Origin of the sequence: Sphaerisporangium rhizosphaerae (assembly GCF_042665155.1) — a bacterium.
GTDB classification, from domain to species: Bacteria; Actinomycetota; Actinomycetes; order Streptosporangiales; family Streptosporangiaceae; genus Sphaerisporangium; species Sphaerisporangium rhizosphaerae.
On sequence record NZ_JBHTCG010000040.1, the window covers coordinates 1 to 24,664 of the forward strand.

Here is a 24,664-nt window from a genome sequence, read left to right on the forward strand (position 1 = left end):
GCGGTGCGCGCGCTGGCGGCGGCGGCCACGGCGTCGTCGCGGCCGCACCGGCCGCAGGCGCCCCGGCCGCGGCGCTGCCACGACAGGACGGCGGCGCCCACGAGGAACCCGCCGGCCAGGGACCACGCCTGGTTCAGCAGCGACCAGTCGAACACGGTGGAGTAGTCGATGCCCGAGGGCCGGCCGAAGGGCGCGCCGAGGATCAGCATGGGGGCGTATCCGGTGAGGGCGAGCAGGTCGGCGCCGGGGACCAGGACCATCAGGGAGAGGGCGACGGCGTAGCCGAAGGTCAGCAGCGCCGCGCGCGGCACCCCGCGCGGGCGCACGGCGTGGCGCCCGGCCATGGCGAGCGCCGCGACCGCGGTCGCGAGCAGGACACCGGCGAAGACGGGTGCGGCGACCTCGGCGGAGACCCCGCGCAGGACGGGAGCGGCTCCTGCCGAAGACGGGCCCTCGAACGGGTACCCCCTCCCCGTCATCGTCCAGGACAGCGCCACGACGCCGTAGGCGGCGGCCCACACCGCGGCGGCGTACCCGATCCACCCGCCGGCCATCGCCCCGCCCGGCCGGACCGTCTCCGCGCCCGGGCCTTCGGAGGGAACGCCCGCCATGTCGTCTCGCGTGGTCTCGCGGTGAGGGGGTCGTCCGCCGGGTTCGGGGATGCCCTCGCGGCGTTCGGGCGGGGTTCTCGCCGGGTCGGCGGGGGTGCTGGGCGGGGTGGTCGGTGTGGGGGACACGGTCGCTCCCTTGGCTGGAGGTGGGCGTGCGCGGAATCGCGCGTTCCCACGTTCCACCGGTCCGCCGGGCCGCCGACTCCCCCCGGGACGGGAACCTCCTCCCCCGCATGGGGGATCGTGACGAGCCGGGCACCGCCCCCGGAGACCCGGGGACGGCCGGCCGGGTGTGTGTGCGGGGCTGGAAATGGGCATCCAGGTTAATAACGGGGGAAAAGGCGTGAAGTATGCGTCGTCGGCAGGTGCTCGCGCTCGGTGCCGGGCTCGTGGCGCTGGCGGCGGGATGCGCCGAACCCTCCGGTCCGCGCAGGCTCGGGTCCGCGACCCTGCCCGTCGTGGTACCAGGCCCGTCCGGCGGCGGGGGACCGGGCCGTCGCCGTCCGGGTGGACGCCGGCTGCGTCACCCGGCCGTTGCCCAGGCCCTGGCGGCCGATGATCGGCTCGGAGCACCTGTCGCACCTGCTCAGCGCGGAGCTGACCGGCGGCCGTCCCATCGGCCCCGAGCTGGCCGAGGCGCTGCGCCTGGCGCACGAGGAGCTGGGCGTGCGCTCCGTGCGCGCGCACGCCATCCTCGGCGCCGATCTCGGCGTCTCACTGCCAGGCGGACAGGAGTTGTTCCGGGCTCACGACCGTCACGCCGTCCACCGTGGAGCCGCTTCTGGAGACCGCGAGGACGGGGGTGTTCTCGCTCGCTCCGGGCAGTTGTGAGCGGTGGACGTACAACCGGGCGAGGTCTCGGGGGTCGAAGGGGCGGTTCTCCAGCCACTTGATGGAGCCGACCGCAGTGATGGCATTGGCGACCGGCGCCCGATCGGCGGCCACGATGTCGATCTCGGGGTGGTTCGTGCGTGTCCAGTAGGCTCCGACGGCTCCGGTGTCTTTGGGCAGGGCGCCGTCGGGCATACGGAAAAGCGCTTCCCGGATGACCGGCTCGATGGCCCGGCCCCGCCATGCCGTCCATGATTTTCTGATCCGCTCCAGCACCAGATCCCCCCGGCCGCGCTCGATTTCCACGAGGTAGGGGCCGAGAAAGCTCAGCCAGAAGCGCAGGTGGGGATCCGCCACCAGGTAGCGGGTCTCCTTGGAGGGCTGGGTGGAGAGCGGGACGAGCGCATCCACCATGCGTTTGCCGGTGAGCAGGTGCAGGGCCCTGTTCAATGAGGCTTGGGGCAGCCCGCCCGCCGCTCGGCCGATGAGGGAGAAGGTGCGCTCCCCGGAGCCGATCGCGGTCAGAACCTGCCGCGCCATGGCTCCAGGAGGGAACTCCGCCGCCAGGGCGCGCTCGCCGCTCACCAGAAGGGCGGACGTCGGGTCGGTGACGGTGTCTTGCAGGTAGTCGAAGACGCCGGCGCCTTCCGGCCATTCGTCCAGGACCAAAGGGAGCCCTCCGGTGACCAGATAGGCGTCGAACGCCTCGACGGCGGGGAGCGCGAGCATCTCGGCAACCTCGGCCGGGCTGAGCGGCGGGATCACCATCTCGGTGGCGCGCTGGTAAAACGGGCGGCCGTATTCGTTGAGAGCTTCCATCATCGCCAGGTCCGAGCCGATGCAGAGCAACAGCACGGGCCGCTTCGACAACTCCCTGTCGAACACCTTCTGCAGGGTGCCTTCGAAGCCGGGGTCGTTGGCGATGAGGTAGGGCATCTCATCGATGACGACGACACTGGGCCGGTCGGCCGGCAACACGGTCGCCAGCAGGTGCAGGGCGGCGTCCCAGGTCTGAGGGGACTGTTCGCGGAAGAGTTCGGCTCCGGGGAGGGAGGAGGAGGCGGCGGCCTCGATGAACAGCGCGAGGTCGGCCCGGAGAGCCGGCTGTGCCGACGCGGTGAAGAAGAGGCTCGGCACTCCGCCTCGTCCGATGAACTCCTCGGCCAGGCGCGACTTGCCGACGCGCCGCCTCCCGCGCATGAGCACCGCTCGGCCCGGGCGTCCGGCTCGTCCCCCGGTCTCGGCGCGGCGCAGCATGCGCGTCAGGGTGGCGAGTTCCGCCCTACGCCCGATGAACCCGTCCATACGCCACACACTCTCATTGATGAAACAACCAAGCATGAGACTATCAATAATGAGTGTCTGTGCGCCTGGGGAAGGTCGACCTTATAGGCTGATGGTCGCCTTTGGCAGCCTGGTTAGGGCCGGGTCGTGAAGGCGGTCCGGCAGCGAGCCTGGGCCACTTGGGGTGAGGCATCGAGGAGGGGGCCGTGCCGCGGATCAGTGCGCCCACCGTGGCACAGCATCGGGCCGCGCAGCGGCGTGCGCTGCTCGACGCCGCGCGTGCGATCCTCGCCGAGGGCGCCGGCACGGCGCCCGGCCCGGCCGATGTCACCGCCCGCGCCGGGCTCGCCCGCTCGTCGTTCTACCAGTACTTCCGGTCCCGCCAGGACCTGCTCGACGCGCTCGTCCAGGACCTCTTCCCCCGCTGGTCGCAACGGGTCGTCGGCGAGATGGCCGAGGCGTCCGGGCCCGGCGAGCGGGTGCTGGCCTACGTCGACGCCAATCTGCGCCTGGTCGCAGAGGGGGAGCACACGATCGCCCGCGCCCTGGCCGCCGTCGCCCCCGGCGAGGGGCTGGACGCCGGCAGCAAGGACATGCATCAGCGGTTGCTGCATCCGCTGATCGACGCGCTCGGCGAGATGGGCGCTTCCGACCCCGCGGCGATCGCCGAGATGATCAACGCGGTGGTCTACGCCGCCTCCCGCATGATCGAGTCCGGTTCGGCGGAGCAGGCCGTGCGGTCACGCGCCCGTGAGCTCCTCGCTCCCTACCTCCTCAACGGCCGGCCTGATGGCGGCGCCGCACGGTAGCGCGAAGGTCGCGAGCAGCCCGAGCGCGAGGACTCCGGCGGCGCAGAACAGGACGACACGGGTGGCGTCGACCATGGCCGCGGTTGCGGCGACGCGGATCGCCTGGCCGCCGGGGCGGGCGGCGAGCGTGGGGATGATCGCACCGGCGGACTCGCGCACCGCCGTGCTCACCGCGGCGCGCTGCTGGCCGGTCAGGCCCGGCGTCCGGGCCAGCCGGTCGGTGGTGCCGGTGCCGAGCAGCACGATGAGCATGGTGCCGAGAGAGGCGATGCCGAGCGCGGAGCCGACCTGCCGTACGGTGCTCTGCATCCCGGAGGCCTGCCCGCTCTTCTCGACCGGGACGTCGTCGAGGATCACGCTGGTGAGCTGCGCGGTGGCAAGGCCGACCCCGGCGCCGTAGAGGAACAGCCATCCGGCGATCGTCCAGGAGGTCATCTCCGCGCCGGCGCACACCCGGAGTCCGGCCACGGCGACGGCCTCGATCGCCAGCCCCGCGCGTACGACGGCGCGGGCCCCGTAGCGGCGGGTGAACCGGGCGGTGGTCCCGGAGGACAGGAACGTGCCGACGGCGAGGGCGAGGATCAGGACGCCGGTGCCGAGGGCGCTGTAGCCGAGCGCGCCCTGCAGGCACAAGGGAAGGGCGAACAGCAGCCCGAACTCGCCCAGCGCCACGACCAGCGCGGCGATGCTCCCGTAGCGGAAACCGCGGATGCGGAACAGCGACAGATCAAGCAGCACCGGCCGTCCGGCGCGGGCGCGGGCGCGTCCGTCGATGACGAGCAGGGTCAGCGCGACGGCGGACACGACGAGGGCGACCGGCGTCGGTGACACGGCCCACGGCCACTGCCAGTCACCGAAGCGGGCGTGCGGTGAGGTGCGCCACCATCCGAACCGTTCGCCCTCGATGAGGGCGAACACCAGCGCGCCGAGGCCGATCACCGAGGCGAGGGCGCCAGGGACGTCGGCGCCCCTGGTGGCGTGCGGATCGGTGGTCTCGGGGACGTACCGGACGGTGCCCGCGATCACCACGAGGATCACCGGCAGGTTCAGCAGGAACGCCCACCGCCAGGACAGATCGGTGGTGAGCCATCCGCCGGCGAGCGGACCGACGGCCGCCATGCCGCCGATGGTGGAGCCCCAGATGGCGAACGCGACGCCGCGGTCGCGTCCGGTGTAGGAGGCGTTGACCGTGGCGAGCGTCGCGGGAAGGATCATCGCGGCGCCGACGCCCTGTAGCAGGCGACCGGCGATGAGCACGCCGCCGCTCCCCGCCAGGGTGGCGATCAGGCTGGAGGCGCCGAAGAGCAGCAGGCCGGCGATGAACAGTCTTCGCCGGCCGAGCAGGTCGCCCATCCGGCCGAAGAGGATCAGCAGGGCGGCCAGGGACAGCGGGTAGACCGAGTTGATCCACTCGGCCTGCGAGGCGTCCAGCGACAGATCCCCGATGATGGTGGGGACCGCCACGTTGACGATCGTCGCGTCCATGATGATCAGTGAGACGCCGAGCGCGATGAACGGCATCGGCGCCCAGCGGCTCCGAGCCGGCGCCGGACCGTCCCCGCGCGTTCCCGTATCGCCGGTCTCCATGGCGATCCCACCTTTCCTCGTCCTGCGGCCGGCCCATGTTACCGACATAGTGTCAGTAAGTCAGTGCGGGCGTGGCGTCCCCGCACGGCGGATCCGGTGCCGGCGCGCTCGCGCCGGCGTCGCGGGATGGGTGCCGCGAGCCTGCCACGCCACCTCCCCTGTCTCGTGTGGGCGCGTCGTGAACTGGGCATTTAGCTGGATATCGGGGGAAAGGGCGTGAAGTATGCGTCGTCGTCAGGTGCTCGCGCTCGGTGCCGGGCTCGTGGCGCTGGCGGCGGGATGCGCGGACCCCTTCGATTCACGCAAGCTCGGGTCGGTGACCCTGCCGGTCGTGGTACCCGGCCCGTCCGGCGGTGAAGCCGATCGCGTCGCGCGGGCGCTCAAGACGGTGGCGGAACGCGACACCCTGGTGCGAGAGCTGCGGGTGGTGAACAGGCCGCAGTACACGGCGCTGACGGAGTTCGGGCGCGCGCCGCACCCGAGGCAGGTGCTGCTGGCCGACCCCGAGCTGGTCGGCACGGTCGGCGCGGCGCGGCAGGCGACCGCGTTCGCGGGCACCACGCCGCTGGCCCGGCTGTGCGGCGAGTGGGAGGCCCTGGTGGTGCCGGGCGGCTCCCGCCTCGCGACCTTCGGCGCCTTCGCCGACCTCATGCGCCGCGACCCGGGCAGGCTCGCGCTGGGCGGCCGCGCCGAGGGCGGGGTGGACCACGTGCTGTTCGGCATGCTGGCGCAGAGCCTCGGCGTGGACGCGCGCCTGCTGCGCTACGTCGCCTACCCCACCAGCGGCGAGGCGGTCGCCGCGCTGGCCAAGGGGGAGGTGGGGGCGGTCCTGGCCGGCCACAACGGCGTGCGCGCGGCCCTGCGAGCCGGTGGGCTGCGCGCGCTCGCCGTCTCCTCGCCCGACCGCATCCCCGGCGTGGAGGCGCCGACGCTGCTGGAGTGCGACACGCACGTGGACTGCGCGAACTGGCGCGGGCTGGTCGGGCCGGGCGGCCTGCCCGAGGGCGACCGGGCCGCGCTGACCGGAATGTGCCGCGACCTGGCCGGCTCCCCGCGCTGGAGGGAGCTGTGCGCCCGCAGCGGCTGGACGCCGCTGTACCTGGAGGGTGAGGACTTCCGGCAGTGGCTCCGTGTCGAGTCCGCCCGCCTCGGCCGCGCCCTCGGCGAACTCGGCCTGCGCGTCTGAGGCGCCGCATCGCACCAAGGGAGCGGGGCCGTGCCGAGGCGGCCGGGGCATCGCCCGCGCCCGCTTGAGTGGGGTCGCGTACACAACCTGTGGGGGTGCTTGCGCTCGGGGCCACTAGATGTAGGATCCTGATCGTCGCTGGTTCGCCCCCCGGGGCGACGTGAGAGGGAACCCGGTGCGATTCCGGGGCTGCCCCGCAGCGGTGAGCGGGAACGAAAGCCGTCATATGAGCACTGGGCCGCGATAGTCGGCGGCCTGGGAAGCGACGGCCGGTAGGCATGTGCCAGGCGCCCGCGAGCCCGAAAACCTGCCGGTGACGCTGGAGTCGTCCAGGCCTCGAGGGTGGGCCGCGTGACGGGGTCGTCCGGCGTGCCCGCAGGGTGCCGCTCACCGGACGTGCGCCGCCGCGTGCCCTCGTACGGGGATTCGAGCGCACGAGGAGAGAGCACGTGACCGTGACACGCGATTTGCCGCCGTCCCACTCGCGGGAGGACGACGGTGGCGGAGGCGGGCGGCGGGCGGCGGACCGGCGCCTGGCCATCGAGGAGGCGGCCGCGCGGGTCATCGCCGACCCGGCCAACTCCCGGGTCGCGGCGCGCCTGCTGGCCGAGGAGATCGCCGAGGAGACCGCCGCGCACGGTGTGCGGTCGTTCTCGCAGTCGGTCGCCGCCACGCACGAGGCCGGCCTGGTGCAGGACGCCCTCGCGAAGTTCGTGCGGGACAACGCCGCCGAGTTGGACGCCCTCGTCGACCCCGAGGGGGACGCCCGGTTCGAGTACTTCGGGCTGCGCACCGTCTACGACCGCTACCTGCTGCGCCACCCGGTCACCCGCGGCGTCCTGGAGGCGCCGCAGCACTTCTTCCTGCGCGTGGCGTGCGGCCTGGCCGACGGCGTCGCCGAGGCGGGCGAGCTGTACTGGCTGATCTCGACGCTGTCGTACCTGCCCAGCTCGCCGACGCTGTTCAACTCCGGCGCCCGGCGCCCGCAGCTGTCGTCGTGCTTCCTGCTCGACTCCCCGCGCGACGAGCTGGAGGCCATCTACGAGCGGTACGGGCAGGTGGCGCGGCTGTCGAAGTACGCCGGCGGCATCGGCATCTCCTGGACCCGCGTCCGGTCGCGCGGCTCGCTGATCCGGGGCACGAACGGGCACTCCAACGGCATCGTGCCGTGGCTGCGGACGCTGGACTCGAGCGTCGCGGCGGTCAACCAGGGCGGCCGGCGCAAGGGCGCGGCCTGCGTCTACCTGGAGCCGTGGCACGCCGACGTCGAGGAGTTCCTCGAACTGCGCGACAACACCGGCGAGGACGCCCGCCGCACCCACAACCTCAACCTGGCCAACTGGATCCCCGACGAGTTCATGCGCCGCGTCGAGGCCGACGGCACCTGGTCGCTGTTCGACCCCAAGGACGTCCCCGAGCTGGTCGACCTGTGGGGCGAGGAGTTCGACCGCGCCTACCGGGCGGCCGAGGCCGCCGGCCGGCACGTCCGTCAACTGCCGGCCCGCACGCTGTACGGCCGCATGATGCGCACGCTCGCCCAGACGGGCAACGGCTGGATGACCTTCAAGGACGCCGCCAACCGGGCCTCCAACCAGACCGCGCGCCCGCAGAACGTCATTCACCTGTCCAACCTGTGCACCGAGATCCTGGAGGTCACCAGCGACGCCGAGACCGCCGTGTGCAACCTCGGCTCGGTCAACCTGGCCGCCCACCTGGTGGACGGCGAGGTCGACTGGGCGCGGCTGCGGGCGACGGTGGCGACGGCGGTGCGCTTCCTGGACAGGTCCATCGACCGGGGGTTCTACCCGACGCCCGAGGCGGAGGCGGCCAACCGCCGCTGGCGCCCGATCGGCCTCGGCGTGATGGGCCTGGCCGATGTGTTCTTCGCGGCCCGCCTGCCGTTCGACTCGCCCGAGGCGCTCGCGCTGTCCACCCGGATCGCCGAGGAGATGGCCCTGGCCGCCTACGGCGCCTCGGCCGCCCTGGCCGCCGCGCACGGCCCGCACCCGTCCTACGCCGACACCCGCGCCGCCGGGGGAGTGCTGCACCTGGACCACTTCCCGCAGGCGACCCCGGTCCACCCGGACGAGTGGGAGGCGCTGCGCGCGAGGATCGCCGAGACGGGCCTGCGCAACTCGCTGCTGCTGGCCGTGGCGCCCACCGCGACGATCGCCTCGATCGCGGGCTGCTACGAGTGCGTCGAGCCTCAGGTGTCCAACGTGTTCAAACGCGAGACGCTGTCGGGCGAGTTCCTGCAGGTCAACCGCTATCTGGTGCGCGACCTGCGGCAGCGCGGGCTGTGGACGCCGGAGATGAGGGACGCCGTCAAGCGCGCCGACGGGTCGGTGCAGGAGATCGCGCAGATCCCCGAGGACCTCAGGCGGCTGTACCGCACGGCCTGGGAGTTGCCGCAGAAGGCGCTGATCGACCTCGCCGCCGCGCGCCAGCCGTACATCGACCAGTCGCAGTCGCTGAACCTGTTCATGGCCGCTCCCACCATCGGCAAGCTCTCCTCGATGTACGCCTACGCCTGGCGGGCCGGGCTGAAGACGACCTACTACCTGCGCTCGCGCCCGGCCACCCGGATCGCGCAGGCCACCGTCGCCGCCCAGGCGCCCGCCGCGGCGCCGAGCCCCGGCGCGCCGGCGTTCCCACCCGTGTCCCTACCGACGTCCCTACCCGCGTCCGGGCCCGTTCAGGCGCTCGACCAGGACGCCGTCGCCTGCTCCCTTGAGAACCCCGAGATCTGCGAGGCCTGCCAGTGATGCTGCTCGACCCCGGCATGGACCTGACCCTGCGCCCGATGCGCTACCCCGAGTTCTACGAGCGCTATCGGACCGCCATCCGCAACACCTGGACGGTCGAGGAGGTGGACCTGCAGTCCGACCTGGCCGACCTGGCCGAGCTGAGCGCGGGCGAGCGTCATCTGATCAACCGGCTGGTGGCGTTCTTCGCCACCGGCGACTCGATCGTGGCCAACAACCTGGTGCTCAACCTGTACCAGCACCTCAACGCGCCCGAGGCCCGGCTCTACCTGTCGCGGCAGCTGTTCGAGGAGGCCGTGCACGTCCAGTTCTACCTGACGCTGCTGGACACCTACCTGCCCGACCACGACGAGCGGGCCAAGGCGTTCGCCGCCGTCGAGCACATCCCCTCCATCCGCGACAAGGCCGAGTTCTGCTTCCGCTGGATCGACTCGATCAACGCGCTCCAGCGCCTGTCGACCCGGCAGGACCGGCGGGCGTTCCTGCTCAACCTCATCTGCTTCGCCGCCTGCATCGAGGGGCTGTTCTTCTACGGCGCCTTCGCCTACGTGTACTGGCTGCGCTCGCGGGGCCTGCTCGGCGGGCTGGCCACCGGGACCAACTGGGTGTTCCGCGACGAGTCCATGCACATGGAGTTCGCCTTCTCGGTGGTCGACACGGTGCGCGCGGAGGAGCCGGACCTGTTCGACGACGAGCTCGGCGCCCAGGTGACCCGGATGATCGAGGAGGCGGTGGCCGCCGAACTGGCCTTCGCCCGCGACCTGTGCGGCGATGGCCTGGCGGGGATGAGCGCGGAGCGGATGCGCGAGTACCTGGAGTACGTCGCCGACCGCCGGCTGGCGCGGCTCGGCCTGCCGGAGCGGTACGGGACGGCCAATCCGTTCGCCTTCATGGAGTTCCAGGACGTGCAGGAGCTGGCCAACTTCTTCGAGCGCAGGGTGTCGGCCTACCAGGTGGCGGTGGAGGGCACCGTGAGCCTGGACGAGGTGTTCTGACCGCCCCCGGAGCGCCGTGTCACCGTGCGGCGGGACCTCGTGTGAGGTTTATCACCCCGTTGCGGGTGGTTTCCGGGTCAAAGTCTGGTTAAGGATCGCCGGAGCCGGTCCGGGCCCTGGTGAAAGCCGAGGGCGCCGGACCGGTCCGCCGGCGCCCGGCCGGTGCGACAGTGGGGGAAACCGGAGAAGGGGATGCCGCCCGTGTCATCGGCAGTGAACTGGATCGTCCTGGTCGTCGTCGTCCTGGCGGCGCTCGTCGCCGTCGAGCTGCTGCGCCGCGTGCTGCGGTCGCGCAGGGTCAACGGCCGGTTCTCCCTGGCCGGGCCGGTCGTCGAGCGGTGTACGTGGCCGGGCTTCGCCACCGCCGCCGTGGTCGCCTTCAACACGGTCTACGCGCCGGGGATGTCCGGCAGGTCGTTCGAGTTCGCGGTGCAGCAGACCGTCACCGTCCTGCTGATCGCCTGCGTGGCCTGGCTGGTCATCCAGGCCGCCTACGCGGTGACCGACGTGGTGCTGGCCAGGCTCAACGGCGTCGAGGGCATCGGCAACCGCAGGGCCCGCCGCATCCGCACGCAGATCACCCTGGTCCGCCGGGTGGCGGCCGCGGTCATCATCGTCGTCTCCGCCGGGGCGATGCTGTTCAGCTTCCCCGCCGTCCGCGCGCTCGGCGCCGGTCTGCTGGCCTCGGCGGGCATCGCCGGCGTGGTGGCCGGCATCGCCGCCCAGTCCACGCTCAGCAACCTGATCGCCGGGCTGCAGCTCGCCTTCAGCGACGCCATCAGGCTCGACGACGCCGTGGTCGTGGACGGAGAGTGGGGCCGCATCGAGGAGCTGACCCTGACCTACGTCGTCGTGCGGCTGTGGGACGAGCGCCGGCTGATCCTGCCGGTGTCCTACTTCACCTCCACGCCGTTCGAGAACTGGACCCGCTACGAGAGCCGCGTCGTCGGGCACGTCATGTTCTACGTCGACTGGACGGTGCCCGTCGACGAGCTGCGGGCCGAGCTGTACCGGTGCCTGCGCGAGCACCCGCTGTGGGACCAGAAGGACTGGACCCTCCAGGTGACCGACGTCCAGGCCAACGGCCTGGTGGAACTGCGCGCGCTCATGAGCGCCTCCGACGCGCCGAGCGTGTGGGACCTCAAGTGCGACGTCCGCGAGCACCTGGTCGCCTACATCCGCGAGAACCATCCCCAGGCGATGCCGCGCCTGCGCGTCGAGGACGCCCCCGCCGCCGCCCCGGCGCCCCGGAAGGCGGGGACGTCCGTGCGGCCCGGCGTTCCCGGACAGGCCGTCCAGGACGGCCGCGAGCCCCGGTCAGGGATTGGACGGGCGTAGGACGCGGGTGCCGCCGGCGATCAGCGCCGTGGCGAGGATCCACCCCGAGGCGATCAGGATGTTGGCCAGCCACTGCGTCCAGCCCACCGGCTCCCAGGCGCCGCGCAGCTCGAAGACGCTCACCGGCACCAGCAGGTCCAGGGTGTAGGGGAAGGGGTGGAACACCCGCCGCTCGTCCAGGCCGACCTGGGAGGGCGGATGGGTGGCGAAGACCGCGGTGCCGACGGCCAGCAGGACGGCGAACCACACCCCGGCCAGCCACGGCCGGTACCCGTACCCGACGATCAGGTCCAGCAGCAGCCCGGCCAGGCGCCCGGTGGGGCCGATGGTCGAGCGGCGCGCCCGCTGCTTGGCCAGCAGCACCCGCCGCGCCTCCTGCTCGTGGCCGATCCTGCGGTACCAGGCGGCCAGGTGCTCGTACGGCTGCGGGCGGTAGCCGCCCGGGTCGCGGCTCACCCAGGACAGCCGGTCGGCCAGCCGGGCCTCGCCGCGCAGCGACTCGTAGGCGAACCCGTTCAGGTGCACGTGGCCGGGGTAGGCCCGGGGATGGTCGAGCAGAACGCCCACGCGCGAGTAGCCGAGGTTGACCTCGCCCTCCATCGAGGCCGGCGTCAGGATCAGCTCGTCGACCTGCATGTGGCTCAGGTGCAGCGCGCGGCCCTGCGCGCTCACCACGGACTGGTCGAACGACAGCACCCCGGTCACCCGGGCGCCGCGCAGCCGCACGGTGCCCTCGGCGGTGAAGCCCGCGCTGAACTCCACGCTGCTGGCCTGCATGTGGTCGGCGTAGACGGCGTGGCCGCCGGTCCCCTTGATCACGGCGCGCTGGAGGTACAGGCCGCTGTTGAACTTGGCGCCGATGAGCCGCAGGCCGCCGACGGTGCTGATGTCGCGGCAGAAGGCGCCGCCCTCCACGGTCAGCCCGCCGGCCCACAGCGCCCAGTGGTTCTGGTCCCAGCCCCGCTCCCGCTTCTCGGCGTCGCTGAACGGCCGGCGGACGTCCTCCAGGTAGCTCTCGGAGGGCCGGTGGCTCTGCGGGCCGCTCTGGTCGAGGTCGGGGGCCATCAGGCGGGCCCGCGCCAGCCGGAGCTGGCCGGTGACGTGGGCGTTGTCCAGCCGCACCCCGGCGTGGACGGTGCAGGAGTCCAGCTCCAGCAGGCCGTCCACCGTGCAGCGGGCGGCGCGGATGCGGTGGATGTCGCAGCCGCGGAAGCGCATGCCCTTGGTGGTGGCGTCGGTCAGGGACACCGTGCCGGACAGGTGGCAGTTCAGCAGGTGGAGCTTGCTGGTGAGCGTCGCGTCCGACAGGTTGAGCATCCCGGTGATGCGCGCCCCGGCGAGCCGCAGCCCGGCCACCTGGCCGGGCTTGGCGGGACGGGCGCCGAGCATCAGGGCGGTCACCAGCTCGGCCCGCACGGTGCGCTCGGGCCCCCACGCGCCACCACCGGCCGGGTCGTCGCGGGCGGGGTCGCCGGTGCGCAGATCGACCCACGCGCCGGAGGGATACGCCTCCCACACCTGGCGTTCCGCCGCCGTCAGCCGCCAGAACGGACGTGATCTCACCACCCGGGGACTGTAGCGCGGCCGGACGCCCGAATCGCACCGGATCTGGCAGATCGTCCGAGACCTGACGGCGGAGAGGTGGCAGGAAACGGCCACGGGCGTGCAGCTTGCTGCCGCCGAATCGTCTGGTCGGGGGGGCTTGAATGCCGGAGAGTTGTTCGTGCAAGGACAAAACGAAAACACTCCGGAAAAGAGTAAAAGAAATGACCTCCACCGCTTTCTCCGCCGCCGCCACTCGTTCCGCCGGCACCACCTGGGACGCCGCCTCGCGCACCGCGGGCACCACGTGGGACGGTTACTCCCGCACCGCCGGCACCACCTGGGACTGACGATATATCCCGCCCGTATAACAGGTCCCGTCCGTTGATGTCCCGCTGAGAAACCCTTTCCGACAGAAAAGACCGGCGGCACCGCCCGCCGACGGCACAGAGAAGAAACACCCCGCCGGTACGAACGGACCACCGGTCCGCGACGACGGCGGGAGAACCAGAGAAAACCCGGCCGGCACCGGATAGGGAATTCCCCTCGGCCCGGCCGACCGGATGCGACGCCCGGCGACGCGAGCGGCTCCCCGCTCCGCCCCGAAGCCCGTGGCCCCGTCGCCCGAGACGCCTTCCCCCTCCCCGCACCACCCCCTCCGCGCCAGCGCGTTCCCTCAGCGCGCCCGCGTCCGGCCTCCTCGCCGGCGGCTCCCGCCAGGAGCGCCGGCGGCCCGGCCGGCACGCGCGCCGCCCGATGGCAGGAAGCGGTCACGGCCGTGCAGCTTGCTGCCGCCGAATCGTCTGGTCCGGGGGGCTTGAATGCCGGAGAGTTGTTCGTGCAAGGACAAAACGAAAAGCCCTCGAGAAAAGAGAGAACGAAATGACCTCCACCGCTTTCTCCGCCGCCACCGCCACCCGTTCCGCCGGCACCACCTGGGACGCCGCCTCGCGCACCGCCGGCACCACGTGGGACGGTTACTCCCGCACCGCCGGAACCACCTGGGACTGACCGGCGACCGAATTCACGACAGAAAGACGATCGCCCGCCGAACGCCCCGGAAGAAAATGACCGCGGCCCGGCACCCCGAAAAGCCTCACCCGGCCGGTACCGCAGAATCACCGCCGGCGACCCGGTTCCACCGCCGCGAATGAAATGGCGGCCCGGGCGCAGATCGCACGATACAAGCCGAAAGATATGACGACGAGAAAGAGCCGTGAAGCGCACCGGCTCCCGCCGTCAGCCCCGTGACCGACGGGGCCGCCCTCCCGTCACAAGCCCCCTCGGGCCCCTCGCGCCCGTCGCAAGCCCCTCGGCCCTCGCGCCCCGTGACAGCCCTCCTCGGGCCCCCTCGTTCCCGTAGCGGCCGCTCAGTCGCGTTCGATGTGCATCGCGCGTTCCTCGGCGGAGAAGTCGCCGTCGTCCGCGCCGACCTCCGAGGCGTACTCCTCGGACTCCTCGTCGGGGTGGGCGCCCTCGTCCGGCGCCACGAAGCGGTACTCCTCGCGCGGCACATGGGCGCGTTCCGGGGCCTCCTGCCACAACCGGCGCGAGATGCCGTCCCGGTCGGCCGGATCGTCGCCCACGATCTCGTGACCGATGGGGAGGTTGTCGGTCCACTCCTCGATCTCGGTCAGCTGCTCGTCGTCGCCCATGTCGTCGGTGCCGCGTCCGGTCATGTCTCTGCCCTACCCATGTGGTGCGATGGCCCGCTCACGCGCTGCCATGAAATCACTCGCCATAGGCAAGATATCTGGACACACCGGACGCCCCGTACGCCGCACCCCGGCCGTACGCGACGCGCCCGCCCGGTCCGGCGCACCGCGCGCCGATCAGCGCTCGACCACCTCGTTCTTGCCGATCACCACCACGCCCTCGCGCGTCACCGCGAAGCGGGAGCGGTCGAACTCCAGATCCAGGCCGATGCGGGCGCCGTCGGGGATCACCACGTTCTTGTCGATGATGGCCCGGCGGACGATCGCCCCCCGGCCGACCTTGACGCTCCCCATGAGCACCGAGTCCTCCACCAGGGAGTGCGAGTGCAGCACCACGCCCGGCGACAGGATCGAGCGCACGGCGGTGGCGCCGGAGACGATCACGCCCGGCGAGACCAGCGAGTCGATGGCGTGCCCGACGCGGTCGCCGTCGTTGTGGACGAACTTGGCGGGCGGCAGCGGGTCGTGCCCGGTGTAGATCGGCCAGCGGTCGTTGTAGAGGTTGAACACCGGGTGCACCGACACCAGGTCCATGTGCGCGTCGTAGTAGGCGTCCAGGGTCCCGACGTCCCGCCAGTAGCCGCGGTCGCGCTCGGTGGAGCCCGGGACGGCGTTGTGGGCGAAGTCGTACACCTCGGCGCCGCCCGACTTGACGAACATGGGGATGATGTTGCCGCCCAGGTCGTGCTTGCTGCTCGGGTCGAGGGCGTCCTCCCTGAGCGCGTCGATCATCGCCTGGGTCTTGAAGACGTAGTTGCCCATGGAGGCGTAGACCTGGTCGGGGGCGTCCGGCAGGCCGATGGCGTCGGTGGGCTTCTCGCGGAAGGCCACGATCCGGTGCCCGGCGGGGTCGGTCTCGATCACCCCGAACTGGTCGGCGAGCGCCAGGGGCTGGCGGATGGCGGCGACCGTCACGTCGGCGCCGGAGTCGATGTGCTGCTCCACCATCTGCCGCGGGTCCATGCGGTAGATGTGGTCGGCCCCGAAGACGATGCAGTGCTCGGGCAGCTCGTCGTAGATCAGGTTCAGGTTCTGGAACAGCGCGTCCGCCGACCCGGCGAACCAGCGGGGGCCGAGCCGCTGCTGGGCGGGCACCGGGGTGACGTAGTTGCCGAGCATCGTCGACATGCGCCAGGTGCGGGTGACGTGGCGGTCGAGGCTGTGGCTCTTGTACTGGGTCAGGACGACGATCTTGAGGTAGCCGCCGTTGGTCAGGTTCGACAGCACGAAGTCGACCAGCCGGTAGATCCCTCCGAAGGGCACCGCCGGCTTGGCCCGGTCGGCCGTGAGCGGCATCAGCCGCTTCCCCTCGCCACCGGCCAGCACGATCGCGAGGATTCTGGGCGTCGTCATAGCACCGACGTTACCCGGCTTTACCCAGCTAAATCCGACGAAACACCCTGGACCACTAAGGTTTACCCATGCGCGTCGATCTGCTGAGCCGTGAGTACCCGCCCGAGGTGTACGGCGGCGCCGGAGTCCATGTCGAGTACCTCGCCCGAGAGCTGCGGAGCCTGGTGGACGTGCGGGTGCGCTGCTTCGGCGCGCGTCGCGAGGAGGGCGGCGTCGACGCCTACGGCGTCCCCGGCGGTCTCGCGTCCGCCAACCCGGCCCTGCAGGTGCTCGGCGTGGACCTGGAGATGGCCGCCGCGTGCGAGGGCGCGGACATCGTGCACAGCCACACCTGGTACGCCAACTTCGCCGGGCACGTCGCCAAGCTGCTGTACGGGGTGCCGCACGTGGTCACCACCCACAGCCTGGAGCCGCTGCGCCCGTGGAAGGCCGAGCAGCTCGGCGGCGGCTACGCCCTGTCCGGCTTCGCCGAGCGCACGGCGTTGCTGAACGCCGACGCGGTCATCGCGGTGTCGGAGGGCATGCGGCGCGACGTCCTCGCCTGCTACCCGGAGATCGCGCCCGAGCGGGTGACCGTCGTCCACAACGGCATCGACACCCAGGAGTACGCCCCCGACCACGGCACCGACGTCCTGCTCGCGCACGGCATCGACCCCGCCAGGCCCTACGTCGTCTTCGTCGGGCGCATCACCCGCCAGAAGGGGCTGGCCCACCTGCTGCGCGCCGCCCGCTCGCTGCCGCCGCAGGCCCAGCTCGTCCTGTGCGCCGGAGCCCCCGACACCCCCGAGATCGCCGCGGAGGTGACCGGCCTGGTCGAGGAGCTGCGCGCGAGCAGGTCGGGGGTGGTGTGGATCTCCCAGATGCTCCCCAGGCCGCAGGTCATCCAGATCCTCACCCGCGCCGCCGTGTTCGTCTGCCCCTCGGTCTACGAGCCGATGGGCATCGTCAACCTGGAGGCCATGGCGTGCGAGACCGCGGTGGTGGCCACCGCGACCGGCGGCATCCCCGAGGTCGTCGCCGACGGCGAGACCGGCCTGCTCGTCCCCATCGAGCAGGGCGCCGACGGCGAGCCGCTCGATCCGGCCGCGTTCGCGGACGCCATCGCCGCCCGGGTGACCCGGCTCCTGGACGACCCGTCCCTCGCCGCCGCCATGGGCCAGGCCGGCCGCCGCCGCGCCGTCGACCACTTCAGCTGGCCCGCCATAGCCACCCGCACCCAGGCCCTCTACCAATCCCTGAAATGACCCGCCCCCCGGTCCGCTCACCCGGACCGGGCGCGGCGGTTGTCGAGGTCGAGGTCTTCGATGTTGGGGGAGAGGATCTCGGTCGCGACCGGTAGCGTCGAGGTTCATGAGCGATGAAGCGTCGGGGCCGCGCCGGTGGGTCCGGTACGTGATGCCGGCGATGGCACTACTAGCGCCGTGAAGGGCGACACTCCGCAGGAGGAGATCCGCAGACACCATCTCGGGGCGGTGCTGCGGCAGGTGCATCTGGCAGGGCCGATCTCGCGTGCGGCGCTGGCGAACCGGCTGGGCCTGAACCGCAGCACGATCCTGGCGCTGGCCACGCGGCTCACGGCCGCGGGTCTGGTGCGTGAGGAGGCTTCGGGTACGACGGGTCGGGCGGGTCGGCCGTCGCTGGTGGTGCGGCCTGAGAGCGGCCGGTGGTATGTGCTGGCTTTCGATGTGGCGGTGGATCGGCTGGTCGCCGCCAGGGTCGGGCTCGGCGGTCTGGTACTGGAGCGCAGGGAGGCGCCCCGGCGGCGAAGCAGGCATGCCGATCTCGACGAGGTGGTCGGTGTCCTGGCCGGGTTCGGCCGCGCGCTCGTGGACGCGGCGCCCCGGAGCGCGAGGTGCCTCGGGGTCGGCACGTCGTACTGCGGTTTGGTCAGGGCCGCCGACGGGATGGTGCTCCTGGCTCCCAACGTGGGCTGGACCGACCTGGATTTCGTGCCCGCGCTCAGCCGGCGGCTGGGGCTGCCCGTGGCAGTCGGCAACGAAGCCCACCTGGGCGCTGTGGCCGAGCATGAGCGCGGAGCGGGCATCGGCCAGCAGAATCTTGTCTACCTGCACGGGGATGTCGGGGTGGGTGGTGGCATCATCGTGGGCGGCAGGCTGCTGGGCGGCGATGACGGCTACGGCGCCGAACTCGGGCACATGATCGTTAATCCCTTTGGCGGCCGTTCCTGCAACTGCGGTTCGCGCGGCTGCCTGGAGGCAGAAGTGGGCGAGGCGGCGCTGCTGGAGGCGTCCGGACGCACCAGCGGGCCGGGCGGGCGGGATGGCGTACGAGCCGTCGTGGAAGCGGCCGAGAACGGTGACGAGGCCGCCCGCAAGGCCTTGGACCGTGTCGGCGACTGGCTCGGGATCGGCGTGGTCAACCTGATCAACCTCTTCAATCCCGGAGTCGTCGTCTTCGGCGGCACACTCGGCGACATCTACCAGGGTGCGGCACCTCAGGTCCACGCGCGCGTGGCGGCTAGTGTCCTGCCCGTCTCCCGGGGGGTAGGGTTGCGCACCTCGATGCTGCGCGATGACGCCCCATTGGTCGGCGCGGCGGAACTCGCTTTCTCCCGCGTCCTGGCCGACCCGTTGGACGCACTCGCTTCCACAGCACCGTGAGCCTCGTCCGGTCCGCTTGAAGGCGGGCTGAGGCCTTCAAGAAGGTGCCGACCGCGGCCTCGCCCGCAAATGCATCGTCTTCCAGGTAGGTCAGGTGGGGTCGCCGGGGGAGATGAGGCCGGTTTCGTAGGCGACGACCACGGCCTGGACGCGGTCGCGCAGGCCCAGTTTGGACAGGACGCGGGCGACGTGGGTCTTCACCGTGGCCACGCTGAGGGTCAGCCGGTCGGCGAGTTCGGCGTTGCTGAGGCCGGTGGCGAGCAGGCGCAGCACGTCCAGTTCCCGGGGCGTGAGCTGGGAGAGGTCGCGGTGGAGGGCGGGCCGCACGGTGTCGCGGCGGGCGAAACGTTCGACCAGGCGGCGGGTGATGGTGGGCGCGAGCAGGGCGTCGCCGGAGCGCACGAGCCGCACCGCGGCCACCAGGTGCTCGGGGGTGACGTCCTTGAGCAGGAACCCGCTCGCTCCCGCGGCGAGCGCCGCGTACACGTAGTGGTCGAGGTCGTAGGTGGTCAGGATCAGCACGCGGGTGTCCTCGGCGCCGCCGGCGAGGATCCGCCGGGTGGCTTCCAGGCCGTCCATCCGCGGCATCCGGATGTCCATGAGCACGACGTCGGGCCTGGTGCGGCGGACCGCGGCGATGGCCTCGTCCCCGTCGGCGGCCTCGGCCGCCACCTCGATGCCGTCGGCGGCGAGGATCATGCGGAATCCGGTGCGCACCAGTGCCTGGTCGTCGGCGATGACGGCGCGCAGTCGGCCGGTCATGCGGTCCTCCAGGGGACGCGGGCCCTGATCGTGAAGCCGCCCCCGGCCATGTGCCCGGCGTCCAGGGTCCCGCCGTAGACGGCGAGCCGCTCGCGCAGCCCGATCAGCCCCCTGCCGCCGCCGGTGCGCGGTCCGGAGGTCCGTGCTCCGCCGGTGTCGGTCACCTCGATCTCCAGCCAGTCGCCGTCGTGGCCGATCGTCACGGCCGCGGCGGCGCCGGCCGCGTGCTTGATCGTGTTGGTGAGGGCCTCCTGGACGACGCGGTAGGCGGCCAGGTCGACGCCGGGCGGCAGCGGCCCGGGAGGCGACCCCGTGACGCGCACCGGCACTCCGGCGGCGCGGACGCGTTCCACCAGGGCGTCGAGCTGGTCGAGCCCAGGCTGGGGGGCGAGCCCGTCGGCGGGCCCGTCGAGGCGGTCGCCGCCCGGGCCGGCGAGCAGGCCCATGAGATGGCGCAGCTCGGACATGGCGGCCCGGCCGCCCGACTCGATCGCGAGCAGAGCCTGCTTCGACTGTTCCGGCTCGGCGTCCATCACCTTGCGCGCCGCGCCCGCCTGGATCACCATCACGCTGACATTGTGGGTCACCACGTCGTGGAGCTCGGCGGCGATCCGGGACCGCTCCTCGGCGACGGCCCTGCGCATGGCCTCCGCCTGCGTCTGCCGCAGCTCGGCGAACCGGTGGTGGCTCGCTCCCAGCCGTCGCCGCCAGTAACGGACGAAGCTCCCGACGACGCCGACGCTCAGCAGGACGACGAACGGCCCCATCCAGTTCGGCAGCTCGGGCGTGACGTCCCGGAAGGCGCCACCGGCGAGCCCCGCCGCGAGCACGAGGCCCCCCATCGCCAGGACCCGGTTGCGGCCGTGGGCGGCGGCGCCGTACGCGGCGACGGCGCAGGTCAGCACCGTGATCAGGGTGGCGTACGAGTGGGTGGCCTGCGCCGCGGCCAGCACCACCCAGAAGGTGAGCAGCGGGTAGCGGCGCCGCAGGGCCAGCGGTAACGCCGTCATCGCCACCAGGAACGCGGGCGGCCCGTCGGGCGGAGGGTGGACGGTCGCGACGCCGGGCCGGTGGCAGGAGAGCGGTGACGGGCCGTCGGGCGTGACGCGGGACCGGTGGCAGGAGAGTGGGGACGCGCCGTCGGGCGCGATGCCGGCCGGCCGGCCGGAGAGTCGGGACGGATCGTCGGGCACCACGCCGCCCGACGGGCCGTCGGGAGTGACGCCATGAAAGAGTGGCCGGCCGGTCGCGGCATCGGGAGCCGTGGGCGGATCGGGAGGCGCGGGAGGATCGGGAGCCGCGGGGGGGTCGGGAGCGGCGGGGGGATCGGGGGCCGCGGGGGGATCGGGGGCCGCCGGGTGGGCGCCGGCGGGTCCGAGCCGCAGGAGCTCGACCATTTGGGCCTGGTCCTCGCCGGAGCCGAGCACGGGATGACCCGCCGACGCGGCGACCGCGGCGACCGCCAGAAGGAGGGCGATCACCACGTCGGCGGCGAAGGCCGCGCGAGACGGCTTCCGGAGCCGCTCGCCACGCCGGTCCTGGTCGTCCTCGTCCAGCGGGCCGCCCGGGTCGAGCACCTGCCGCCACCACCGCGGTCGTTCACCGGTTTCCACCGGCACATTGTCACGCCTGCCCGTCCCCGCCGCATCGGCCGTCGTGACGGGGCTCACGGTCCAGGGGAGTACATCGCAGGGATGACCCGGCGGCCCTTCGTTCTCGGGAGCTACGCGATCTCGGTACGGCGGCCGACGCGCTCTGGCATGGGTGGTCCCTAGTTTCGTTCCCGCCATCCCGCCGCGCCGTCCGGAGCCGGGGTCGCCGCCGGGGGCCGGCGAAGGCATCGAGGCCCTTTCACCATCATCCTTCCGACCACTCCTCAAGAGGGGACATAGCATGACCGCTGCCTTGGAGGCCCAGGCACTGGGCAGGAAGTACGGCAGGCGCTGGGCGCTGCGCGAGTGCACCATCGACATCCCGGCGGGCCACGTCGTGGGGCTGGTGGGCCCCAACGGAGCCGGTAAGACGACGCTGCTGAAGCTGGCCGGCGGCCAGCTCGAACCGAGCACGGGCGGCATCGTCGTGCTCGGCGGCCGGCCCGGGGACACGCCCGAGCAGCTCGCCAAGGTCGGGTTCGTCGCCCAGGACACCCCCGTCTACGCGCGCCTGACCGTCGCCGACCACCTGCGGCTCGGGGCGCGGCTCAACCCCCGCTGGGACGGCGCCCTGGCACGGGAGCGCGTCGCGCGGCTGGGCCTCGTCCCGGGCCAGCGGGCGGGCAGGTTGTCGGGCGGTCAGCGCGCCCAGCTCGCCCTCACCCTGGGCCTGGCCAAGCGGCCCGAGCTGCTGATCCTGGACGAGCCGGTCGCCTCGCTCGACCCGCTGGCGCGCCGCGAGTTCCTGCAGGGGCTGACGGAGGCCGCCGCGGCGCACGGGCTGAGCGTGGTGCTCTCCTCCCACCTGGTCTCCGACCTGGAACGCGTCTGCGACTACCTGATCGTGCTCGTCGACTCCCGCGTCCGGCTGGCCGGGGAGGTCGAGCCGTTGCTGGCCGCTCATCGCCGGCTCACCGGCCCGCGCCGCGACCCCGGCGGGCACGTGGTCTCCGTCCGCCACACCGAGCGGGAGAGCACGTACGTGGTCCGCGCCGACGACGCCCGGATTCACGACCCCGGCTGGACGGTCTCCCGGCTCAGTCTGGAGGACCTGGTCCTGGCCTATATGGATCAGCGCACCGAGGCCGACGGTCCGGTCGCCCTGGAGGTGCGGCGATGATCTGGCTGACCTGGCGCCAGTTCCGCGGCTCGGCCACGATGATGGCCGCCGTACTCGTGGTCATCACCGCCGCCCTGGCCCTGACCGGCCCGAAACTGGCCTCCGACTACGCCGCCGGGATCGCCGCCTGCACCCCGGACAACACCTGCCTGGACTTCTTCGACCGGTTCTTCGGCGAGTACGACACCCTCTTCTTGGCCCTCACGATGGTCGTGCTGATCCTGCCGGCGCTGGCCGGGCTGTTCTGGGGGGCGCCGCTGATCACCCGCGAGCTGGAGGCCGGCACCCACCTGCTGGTGTGGAACCAGAGCATCAGCCGCGGCCGGTGGCTGGCGGTCAAGCTCGGGCTCATGGGCCTTTCGGCCATGGCCGCCGCCTGCCTCTGCGGCCTGGTGGTGACCTGGTGGTCGGCCCCGCTGGACAAGTCGGCCGTCCCGGAGATGGCGCAGATGGCTCCGGTGGTGTTCGGCGCGCGCGGCATCGCCCCGATGGGATACGCGGCCTTCGCCTTCGTCCTCGGGGCGACCGTGGGCGCCTTGGTGCGCCGCACGCTGCCCGCCATGGCCCTCACCCTGGCCGCCTTCGTCGCGATCCAGATAGCGATGCCGCTGCTGGTGCGCCCGCACCTGATGCCCCCCGTCGCCGGGACCTTCGAGCTCGGCCGGGAGAACGTGGACGGCTTCGGCGCCCCGAAGGGCGGATCCCTGCAGGTCTTCCTGAGGACGTCGGCCGTTCCCGGCCACGCGGGCGCCTGGGTCCTGTCCAGCGAGCTGGTGGATGAGACCGGACGCGTGATCTCCAGCGGAGACGGAGGCCCGGGACCGTCGACGACGGTCGCGCGGGGGGTCCCGGTCTCCACGACGACGGGCCCCTGCTCGCCGCAGGGAGCGATGGCGGGAGGGTGCACGGCCGAGATCAACCGGCTGGGCTTCCGGCAGCGGGCGACCTACCATCCCCTCGAGCGCTTCTGGCCCTTCCAGTGGATCGAGACCGGGATCTACGCCCTGCTCACCCTCGGCCTCACAGGGTTCTGCTTCCGGTGGATCCGCAGGCGTGTGTCATGACGGTCGCGAGGACCGCGGCGGCCGGGCTCGCCCTTCTCCTGGCGGCGGCCTGCACCGCCCCCGCGCCGCCGCGCCGCGAGGCGGGCACGGCGGCCGGCACGGTCTGCGCGCCGCCGCAGGGCCCGCCGCAGGCGGAGACGCCCACCACGATCGACGTCGTCCGGCAGGCGTACTTCTGCATCCTCGGCAATTACTACGGCGGCGCCACGCTGGACGCCCGGTCGCTGCTGACCGCCGGATTCGCCGCCCTGACGCGGGAGCTCGACCGCGACGGACGCGACATGCCCGAGGCGGCCATGCCCGCGCTGACCGGTGACCGCCGGGCCGACTGGACCGCCTTCGAGGCCGCCTTCCGCACGATCACCGACCGGGCGCCCGGCCTGCGCGACAAGCTGGCCGCCGTCACCCTCCAGGCCATCGTGGCCGCCCTCGGCGACGACCACGCCCGCTGGACGCACCAGGACGGCCGGCCGCCCGGCTACTACGACGGCGACGGTTACGGCCTGGGTCTGGAGGCCAGCGTCGGCGGCCCGCAGGCGGACACCGAGCCGGGCACCGCGCTCGCTCCCCTCTTCGTCACCGAAGTGACGGGAGGCGCGGCGCGGGCCGCCGGGCTGCGTCCCGGCGACCTCATCGAATCGATCGACGGCTCGGCGCCCTTCGTCGACGGCGAGGGCACGCGCGCCATCGCCGCCCTCTACCCCAGGTACCCGCAGGCGCGGCCGGTGCGGCTGGGGTTGCTGCGGCAGAGCACCGGCCGCCGCTGGAGCGTGACGCTCACGCCCGGCCTCTTCCCGCGGGACCCGGCCGCTCTGCGGGTGGTGCGGTCGAAGCGGCTGGACGACGACATCGCCTACGTGCGGATGACCGGCTTCGATCCCGACTCCGCGAACCGGGTGCTGCGGGAGATCACCAGGCTGCGCGCCGGCCGGACGCTGTCCGGCGTCGTGCTGGACCTGCGCGGCAACGGCGGCGGCAGCCCCCTGGAGGCGACCCGGCTGCTGAGCGCCTTCGTCCACGGCGCTGACACCGCCTACCAGTGCACCGCAGAGGGCACGTGCCAGGCCGCGCCGACCGACGACACCGTCGAACTGCTCCACCTGCCGCTGGTGGTGCTCACCGACCGCGGCTGCGCCTCGGCGTGCGAGCACTTCAGCTCCGCGGTCAAGGACCTGCGGCTCGGCCGGCTGGTCGGCACCAGAACCGCCGGCGTGATCTCCGGCCCGGCGCGGGGATACCTGCTCGCCGACAACACCATTCTGAGTTTCCCCGCCAAGCACCACCTGGGGCCCCGCCGCGAGGTCATCGACCGCATCGGCGTGCCGCCCGACCACTACGTGCCCCTGACCCCGAAGGACGCGGCCGCCGGACGCGACCCCGCCCTGGCCAAGGCCCTGACCCTGCTGCACACATGAGGATGGACCTCGCC

20 protein-coding genes and 1 riboswitch are annotated in these 24,664 nt (G+C 72.6%); of the genes, 12 read left to right on the forward strand and 8 right to left on the reverse strand.

Translation table 11 applies throughout. The features are described 5' to 3' along the window. Together ACFQSB_RS35410 and ACFQSB_RS35415 are read right to left on the reverse strand one after the other, a co-directional pair. On the reverse strand, nucleotides 1-737 hold a 737-nt coding region (locus tag ACFQSB_RS35410), incomplete at its 3' end, for a hypothetical protein (RefSeq protein WP_380831285.1). 588 nt (nucleotides 738-1,325) lie between these two features. Beyond that, on the reverse strand, nucleotides 1,326-2,747 hold the full coding sequence (locus ACFQSB_RS35415) for an ATP-binding protein (RefSeq protein WP_380831287.1): 1,422 nt from the start codon (nucleotides 2,745-2,747) through the stop codon (nucleotides 1,326-1,328). A 185-nt stretch (nucleotides 2,748-2,932) separates the two neighbouring features. Between ACFQSB_RS35415 and ACFQSB_RS35420 the strand changes: the two genes are divergently transcribed. After that, a complete protein-coding gene (locus tag ACFQSB_RS35420; RefSeq protein ID WP_380831289.1) occupies nucleotides 2,933-3,535 on the forward strand; it encodes a TetR/AcrR family transcriptional regulator in 603 nt (200 codons plus the stop codon). Here ACFQSB_RS35420 and ACFQSB_RS35425 read toward each other — a convergent pair. Next, nucleotides 3,467-5,122, reverse strand: a complete 1,656-nt coding sequence (locus tag ACFQSB_RS35425) for an MFS transporter (protein WP_380831291.1) — start codon at nucleotides 5,120-5,122, stop codon at nucleotides 3,467-3,469. The two genes, ACFQSB_RS35420 and ACFQSB_RS35425, sit on opposite strands and share 69 nt — an antisense overlap. A 223-nt stretch (nucleotides 5,123-5,345) precedes the next feature. Here ACFQSB_RS35425 and ACFQSB_RS35430 point away from each other — a divergent pair, with 223 nt between their 5' ends. The 4 genes from ACFQSB_RS35430 to ACFQSB_RS35445 all read left to right on the forward strand — a co-directional run bounded on the left by ACFQSB_RS35430 (nucleotide 5,346) and on the right by ACFQSB_RS35445 (nucleotide 11,406). Continuing rightward, nucleotides 5,346-6,308, forward strand: a complete 963-nt coding sequence (locus ACFQSB_RS35430; protein ID WP_380831292.1) for a Bug family tripartite tricarboxylate transporter substrate binding protein — start codon at nucleotides 5,346-5,348, stop codon at nucleotides 6,306-6,308. Between the two features lie 122 nt (nucleotides 6,309-6,430). Continuing rightward, nucleotides 6,431-6,637: riboswitch (cobalamin riboswitch) on the forward strand. 120 nt (nucleotides 6,638-6,757) lie between these two features. Then, on the forward strand, nucleotides 6,758-9,073 hold the full coding sequence (locus ACFQSB_RS35435) for a ribonucleoside-diphosphate reductase subunit alpha (RefSeq protein ID WP_380831294.1): 2,316 nt from the start codon (nucleotides 6,758-6,760) through the stop codon (nucleotides 9,071-9,073). After that, nucleotides 9,073-10,068: a ribonucleotide-diphosphate reductase subunit beta gene (locus tag ACFQSB_RS35440; protein ID WP_380831296.1), complete on the forward strand. Its 996-nt coding sequence runs from the start codon at nucleotides 9,073-9,075 to the stop codon at nucleotides 10,066-10,068. Before ACFQSB_RS35435 ends, ACFQSB_RS35440 begins: the two co-directional genes overlap by 1 nt. Before the next feature lie 201 nt (nucleotides 10,069-10,269). Continuing rightward, nucleotides 10,270-11,406 carry a mechanosensitive ion channel family protein gene (locus ACFQSB_RS35445; RefSeq protein ID WP_380831298.1) on the forward strand — a complete coding sequence of 379 codons (1,137 nt, stop codon included), beginning with the start codon at nucleotides 10,270-10,272 and terminating at the stop codon, nucleotides 11,404-11,406. Here ACFQSB_RS35445 and ACFQSB_RS35450 read toward each other — a convergent pair. Then, nucleotides 11,386-12,972 carry a pentapeptide repeat-containing protein gene (locus ACFQSB_RS35450; protein ID WP_380831300.1) on the reverse strand — a complete coding sequence of 529 codons (1,587 nt, stop codon included), beginning with the start codon at nucleotides 12,970-12,972 and terminating at the stop codon, nucleotides 11,386-11,388. The genes ACFQSB_RS35445 and ACFQSB_RS35450 overlap by 21 nt on opposite strands. Before the next feature lie 200 nt (nucleotides 12,973-13,172). On the opposite strand from ACFQSB_RS35450, the gene ACFQSB_RS35455 reads away from it, so the two are divergent. Together ACFQSB_RS35455 and ACFQSB_RS35460 are read left to right on the forward strand one after the other, a co-directional pair. Continuing rightward, nucleotides 13,173-13,298 carry a hypothetical protein gene (locus ACFQSB_RS35455; protein ID WP_380831302.1) on the forward strand — a complete coding sequence of 42 codons (126 nt, stop codon included), beginning with the start codon at nucleotides 13,173-13,175 and terminating at the stop codon, nucleotides 13,296-13,298. A 532-nt stretch (nucleotides 13,299-13,830) separates the two neighbouring features. Beyond that, nucleotides 13,831-13,959 (forward strand): hypothetical protein, encoded by a 129-nt coding sequence (locus tag ACFQSB_RS35460; protein WP_354849000.1) that lies wholly within the window; start codon nucleotides 13,831-13,833, stop codon nucleotides 13,957-13,959. Between the two features lie 359 nt (nucleotides 13,960-14,318). Here ACFQSB_RS35460 and ACFQSB_RS35465 read toward each other — a convergent pair whose 3' ends face one another. After that, nucleotides 14,319-14,627: a DUF5709 domain-containing protein gene (locus ACFQSB_RS35465; protein ID WP_380831304.1), complete on the reverse strand. Its 309-nt coding sequence runs from the start codon at nucleotides 14,625-14,627 to the stop codon at nucleotides 14,319-14,321. Nucleotides 14,628-14,780: 153 nt separating this feature from the next. Then, on the reverse strand, nucleotides 14,781-16,016 hold the full coding sequence (glgC, locus tag ACFQSB_RS35470) for a glucose-1-phosphate adenylyltransferase (RefSeq protein WP_380831305.1): 1,236 nt from the start codon (nucleotides 16,014-16,016) through the stop codon (nucleotides 14,781-14,783). 68 nt (nucleotides 16,017-16,084) lie between these two features. Between glgC and glgA the strand changes: the two genes are divergently transcribed. Next, on the forward strand, nucleotides 16,085-17,260 hold the full coding sequence (gene glgA, locus ACFQSB_RS35475; protein WP_380831307.1) for a glycogen synthase: 1,176 nt from the start codon (nucleotides 16,085-16,087) through the stop codon (nucleotides 17,258-17,260). 177 nt (nucleotides 17,261-17,437) lie between these two features. Beyond that, complete coding sequence (locus ACFQSB_RS35480; protein ID WP_380831309.1) at nucleotides 17,438-18,637, forward strand: ROK family transcriptional regulator; 1,200 nt, start codon at nucleotides 17,438-17,440, stop codon at nucleotides 18,635-18,637. 90 nt (nucleotides 18,638-18,727) lie between these two features. Here the strand turns inward: ACFQSB_RS35480 and ACFQSB_RS35485 are convergent, their stop codons facing one another. Together ACFQSB_RS35485 and ACFQSB_RS35490 are read right to left on the reverse strand one after the other, a co-directional pair. Continuing rightward, the gene (locus ACFQSB_RS35485; protein WP_354848987.1) at nucleotides 18,728-19,399 is read right to left on the reverse strand and encodes a response regulator transcription factor; all 672 of its coding nucleotides are present in this window, start codon (nucleotides 19,397-19,399) and stop codon (nucleotides 18,728-18,730) included. Further along, nucleotides 19,396-21,012, reverse strand: coding sequence for a sensor histidine kinase (locus ACFQSB_RS35490; protein ID WP_380831311.1), 1,617 nt, complete (start codon nucleotides 21,010-21,012; stop codon nucleotides 19,396-19,398). The genes ACFQSB_RS35485 and ACFQSB_RS35490 overlap by 4 nt, the downstream gene beginning before the upstream one ends. 280 nt (nucleotides 21,013-21,292) lie before the next feature. Between ACFQSB_RS35490 and ACFQSB_RS35495 the strand changes: the two genes are divergently transcribed. Genes ACFQSB_RS35495 through ACFQSB_RS35505 form a run of 3 tightly spaced genes read left to right on the forward strand, consistent with a single transcriptional unit; the run spans nucleotide 21,293 to nucleotide 24,650 of the window. Then, nucleotides 21,293-22,171 carry an ABC transporter ATP-binding protein gene (locus tag ACFQSB_RS35495; RefSeq protein ID WP_380831313.1) on the forward strand — a complete coding sequence of 293 codons (879 nt, stop codon included), beginning with the start codon at nucleotides 21,293-21,295 and terminating at the stop codon, nucleotides 22,169-22,171. Then, nucleotides 22,168-23,235, forward strand: a complete 1,068-nt coding sequence (locus tag ACFQSB_RS35500) for an ABC transporter permease (RefSeq protein ID WP_380831315.1) — start codon at nucleotides 22,168-22,170, stop codon at nucleotides 23,233-23,235. The genes ACFQSB_RS35495 and ACFQSB_RS35500 overlap by 4 nt, the downstream gene beginning before the upstream one ends. Then, entirely contained in the window at nucleotides 23,232-24,650 is a 1,419-nt protein-coding gene (locus tag ACFQSB_RS35505; protein WP_380831317.1) for a S41 family peptidase, read from the forward strand. Before ACFQSB_RS35500 ends, ACFQSB_RS35505 begins: the two co-directional genes overlap by 4 nt. The last annotated feature ends 14 nt before the right edge of the window (nucleotides 24,651-24,664 follow it).

Coding starts and splice junctions, on each gene's coding strand:
- ACFQSB_RS35415 (WP_380831287.1), bottom strand. CDS start 2,747: ATGGACGGGTTCATCGGGCGTAGGGCGGAACTCGCCACCCTGACGCGC.
- ACFQSB_RS35425 (WP_380831291.1), bottom strand. CDS start 5,122: ATGGAGACCGGCGATACGGGAACGCGCGGGGACGGTCCGGCGCCGGCT.
- ACFQSB_RS35430 (WP_380831292.1), top strand. CDS start 5,346: ATGCGTCGTCGTCAGGTGCTCGCGCTCGGTGCCGGGCTCGTGGCGCTG.
- ACFQSB_RS35440 (WP_380831296.1), top strand. CDS start 9,073: ATGCTGCTCGACCCCGGCATGGACCTGACCCTGCGCCCGATGCGCTAC.
- ACFQSB_RS35455 (WP_380831302.1), top strand. CDS start 13,173: ATGACCTCCACCGCTTTCTCCGCCGCCGCCACTCGTTCCGCCGGCACC.
- ACFQSB_RS35460 (WP_354849000.1), top strand. CDS start 13,831: ATGACCTCCACCGCTTTCTCCGCCGCCACCGCCACCCGTTCCGCCGGC.
- ACFQSB_RS35465 (WP_380831304.1), bottom strand. CDS start 14,627: ATGACCGGACGCGGCACCGACGACATGGGCGACGACGAGCAGCTGACC.
- glgC (WP_380831305.1), bottom strand. CDS start 16,016: ATGACGACGCCCAGAATCCTCGCGATCGTGCTGGCCGGTGGCGAGGGG.
- glgA (WP_380831307.1), top strand. CDS start 16,085: ATGCGCGTCGATCTGCTGAGCCGTGAGTACCCGCCCGAGGTGTACGGC.
- ACFQSB_RS35485 (WP_354848987.1), bottom strand. CDS start 19,399: ATGACCGGCCGACTGCGCGCCGTCATCGCCGACGACCAGGCACTGGTG.
- ACFQSB_RS35495 (WP_380831313.1), top strand. CDS start 21,293: ATGACCGCTGCCTTGGAGGCCCAGGCACTGGGCAGGAAGTACGGCAGG.
- ACFQSB_RS35500 (WP_380831315.1), top strand. CDS start 22,168: ATGATCTGGCTGACCTGGCGCCAGTTCCGCGGCTCGGCCACGATGATG.
- ACFQSB_RS35505 (WP_380831317.1), top strand. CDS start 23,232: ATGACGGTCGCGAGGACCGCGGCGGCCGGGCTCGCCCTTCTCCTGGCG.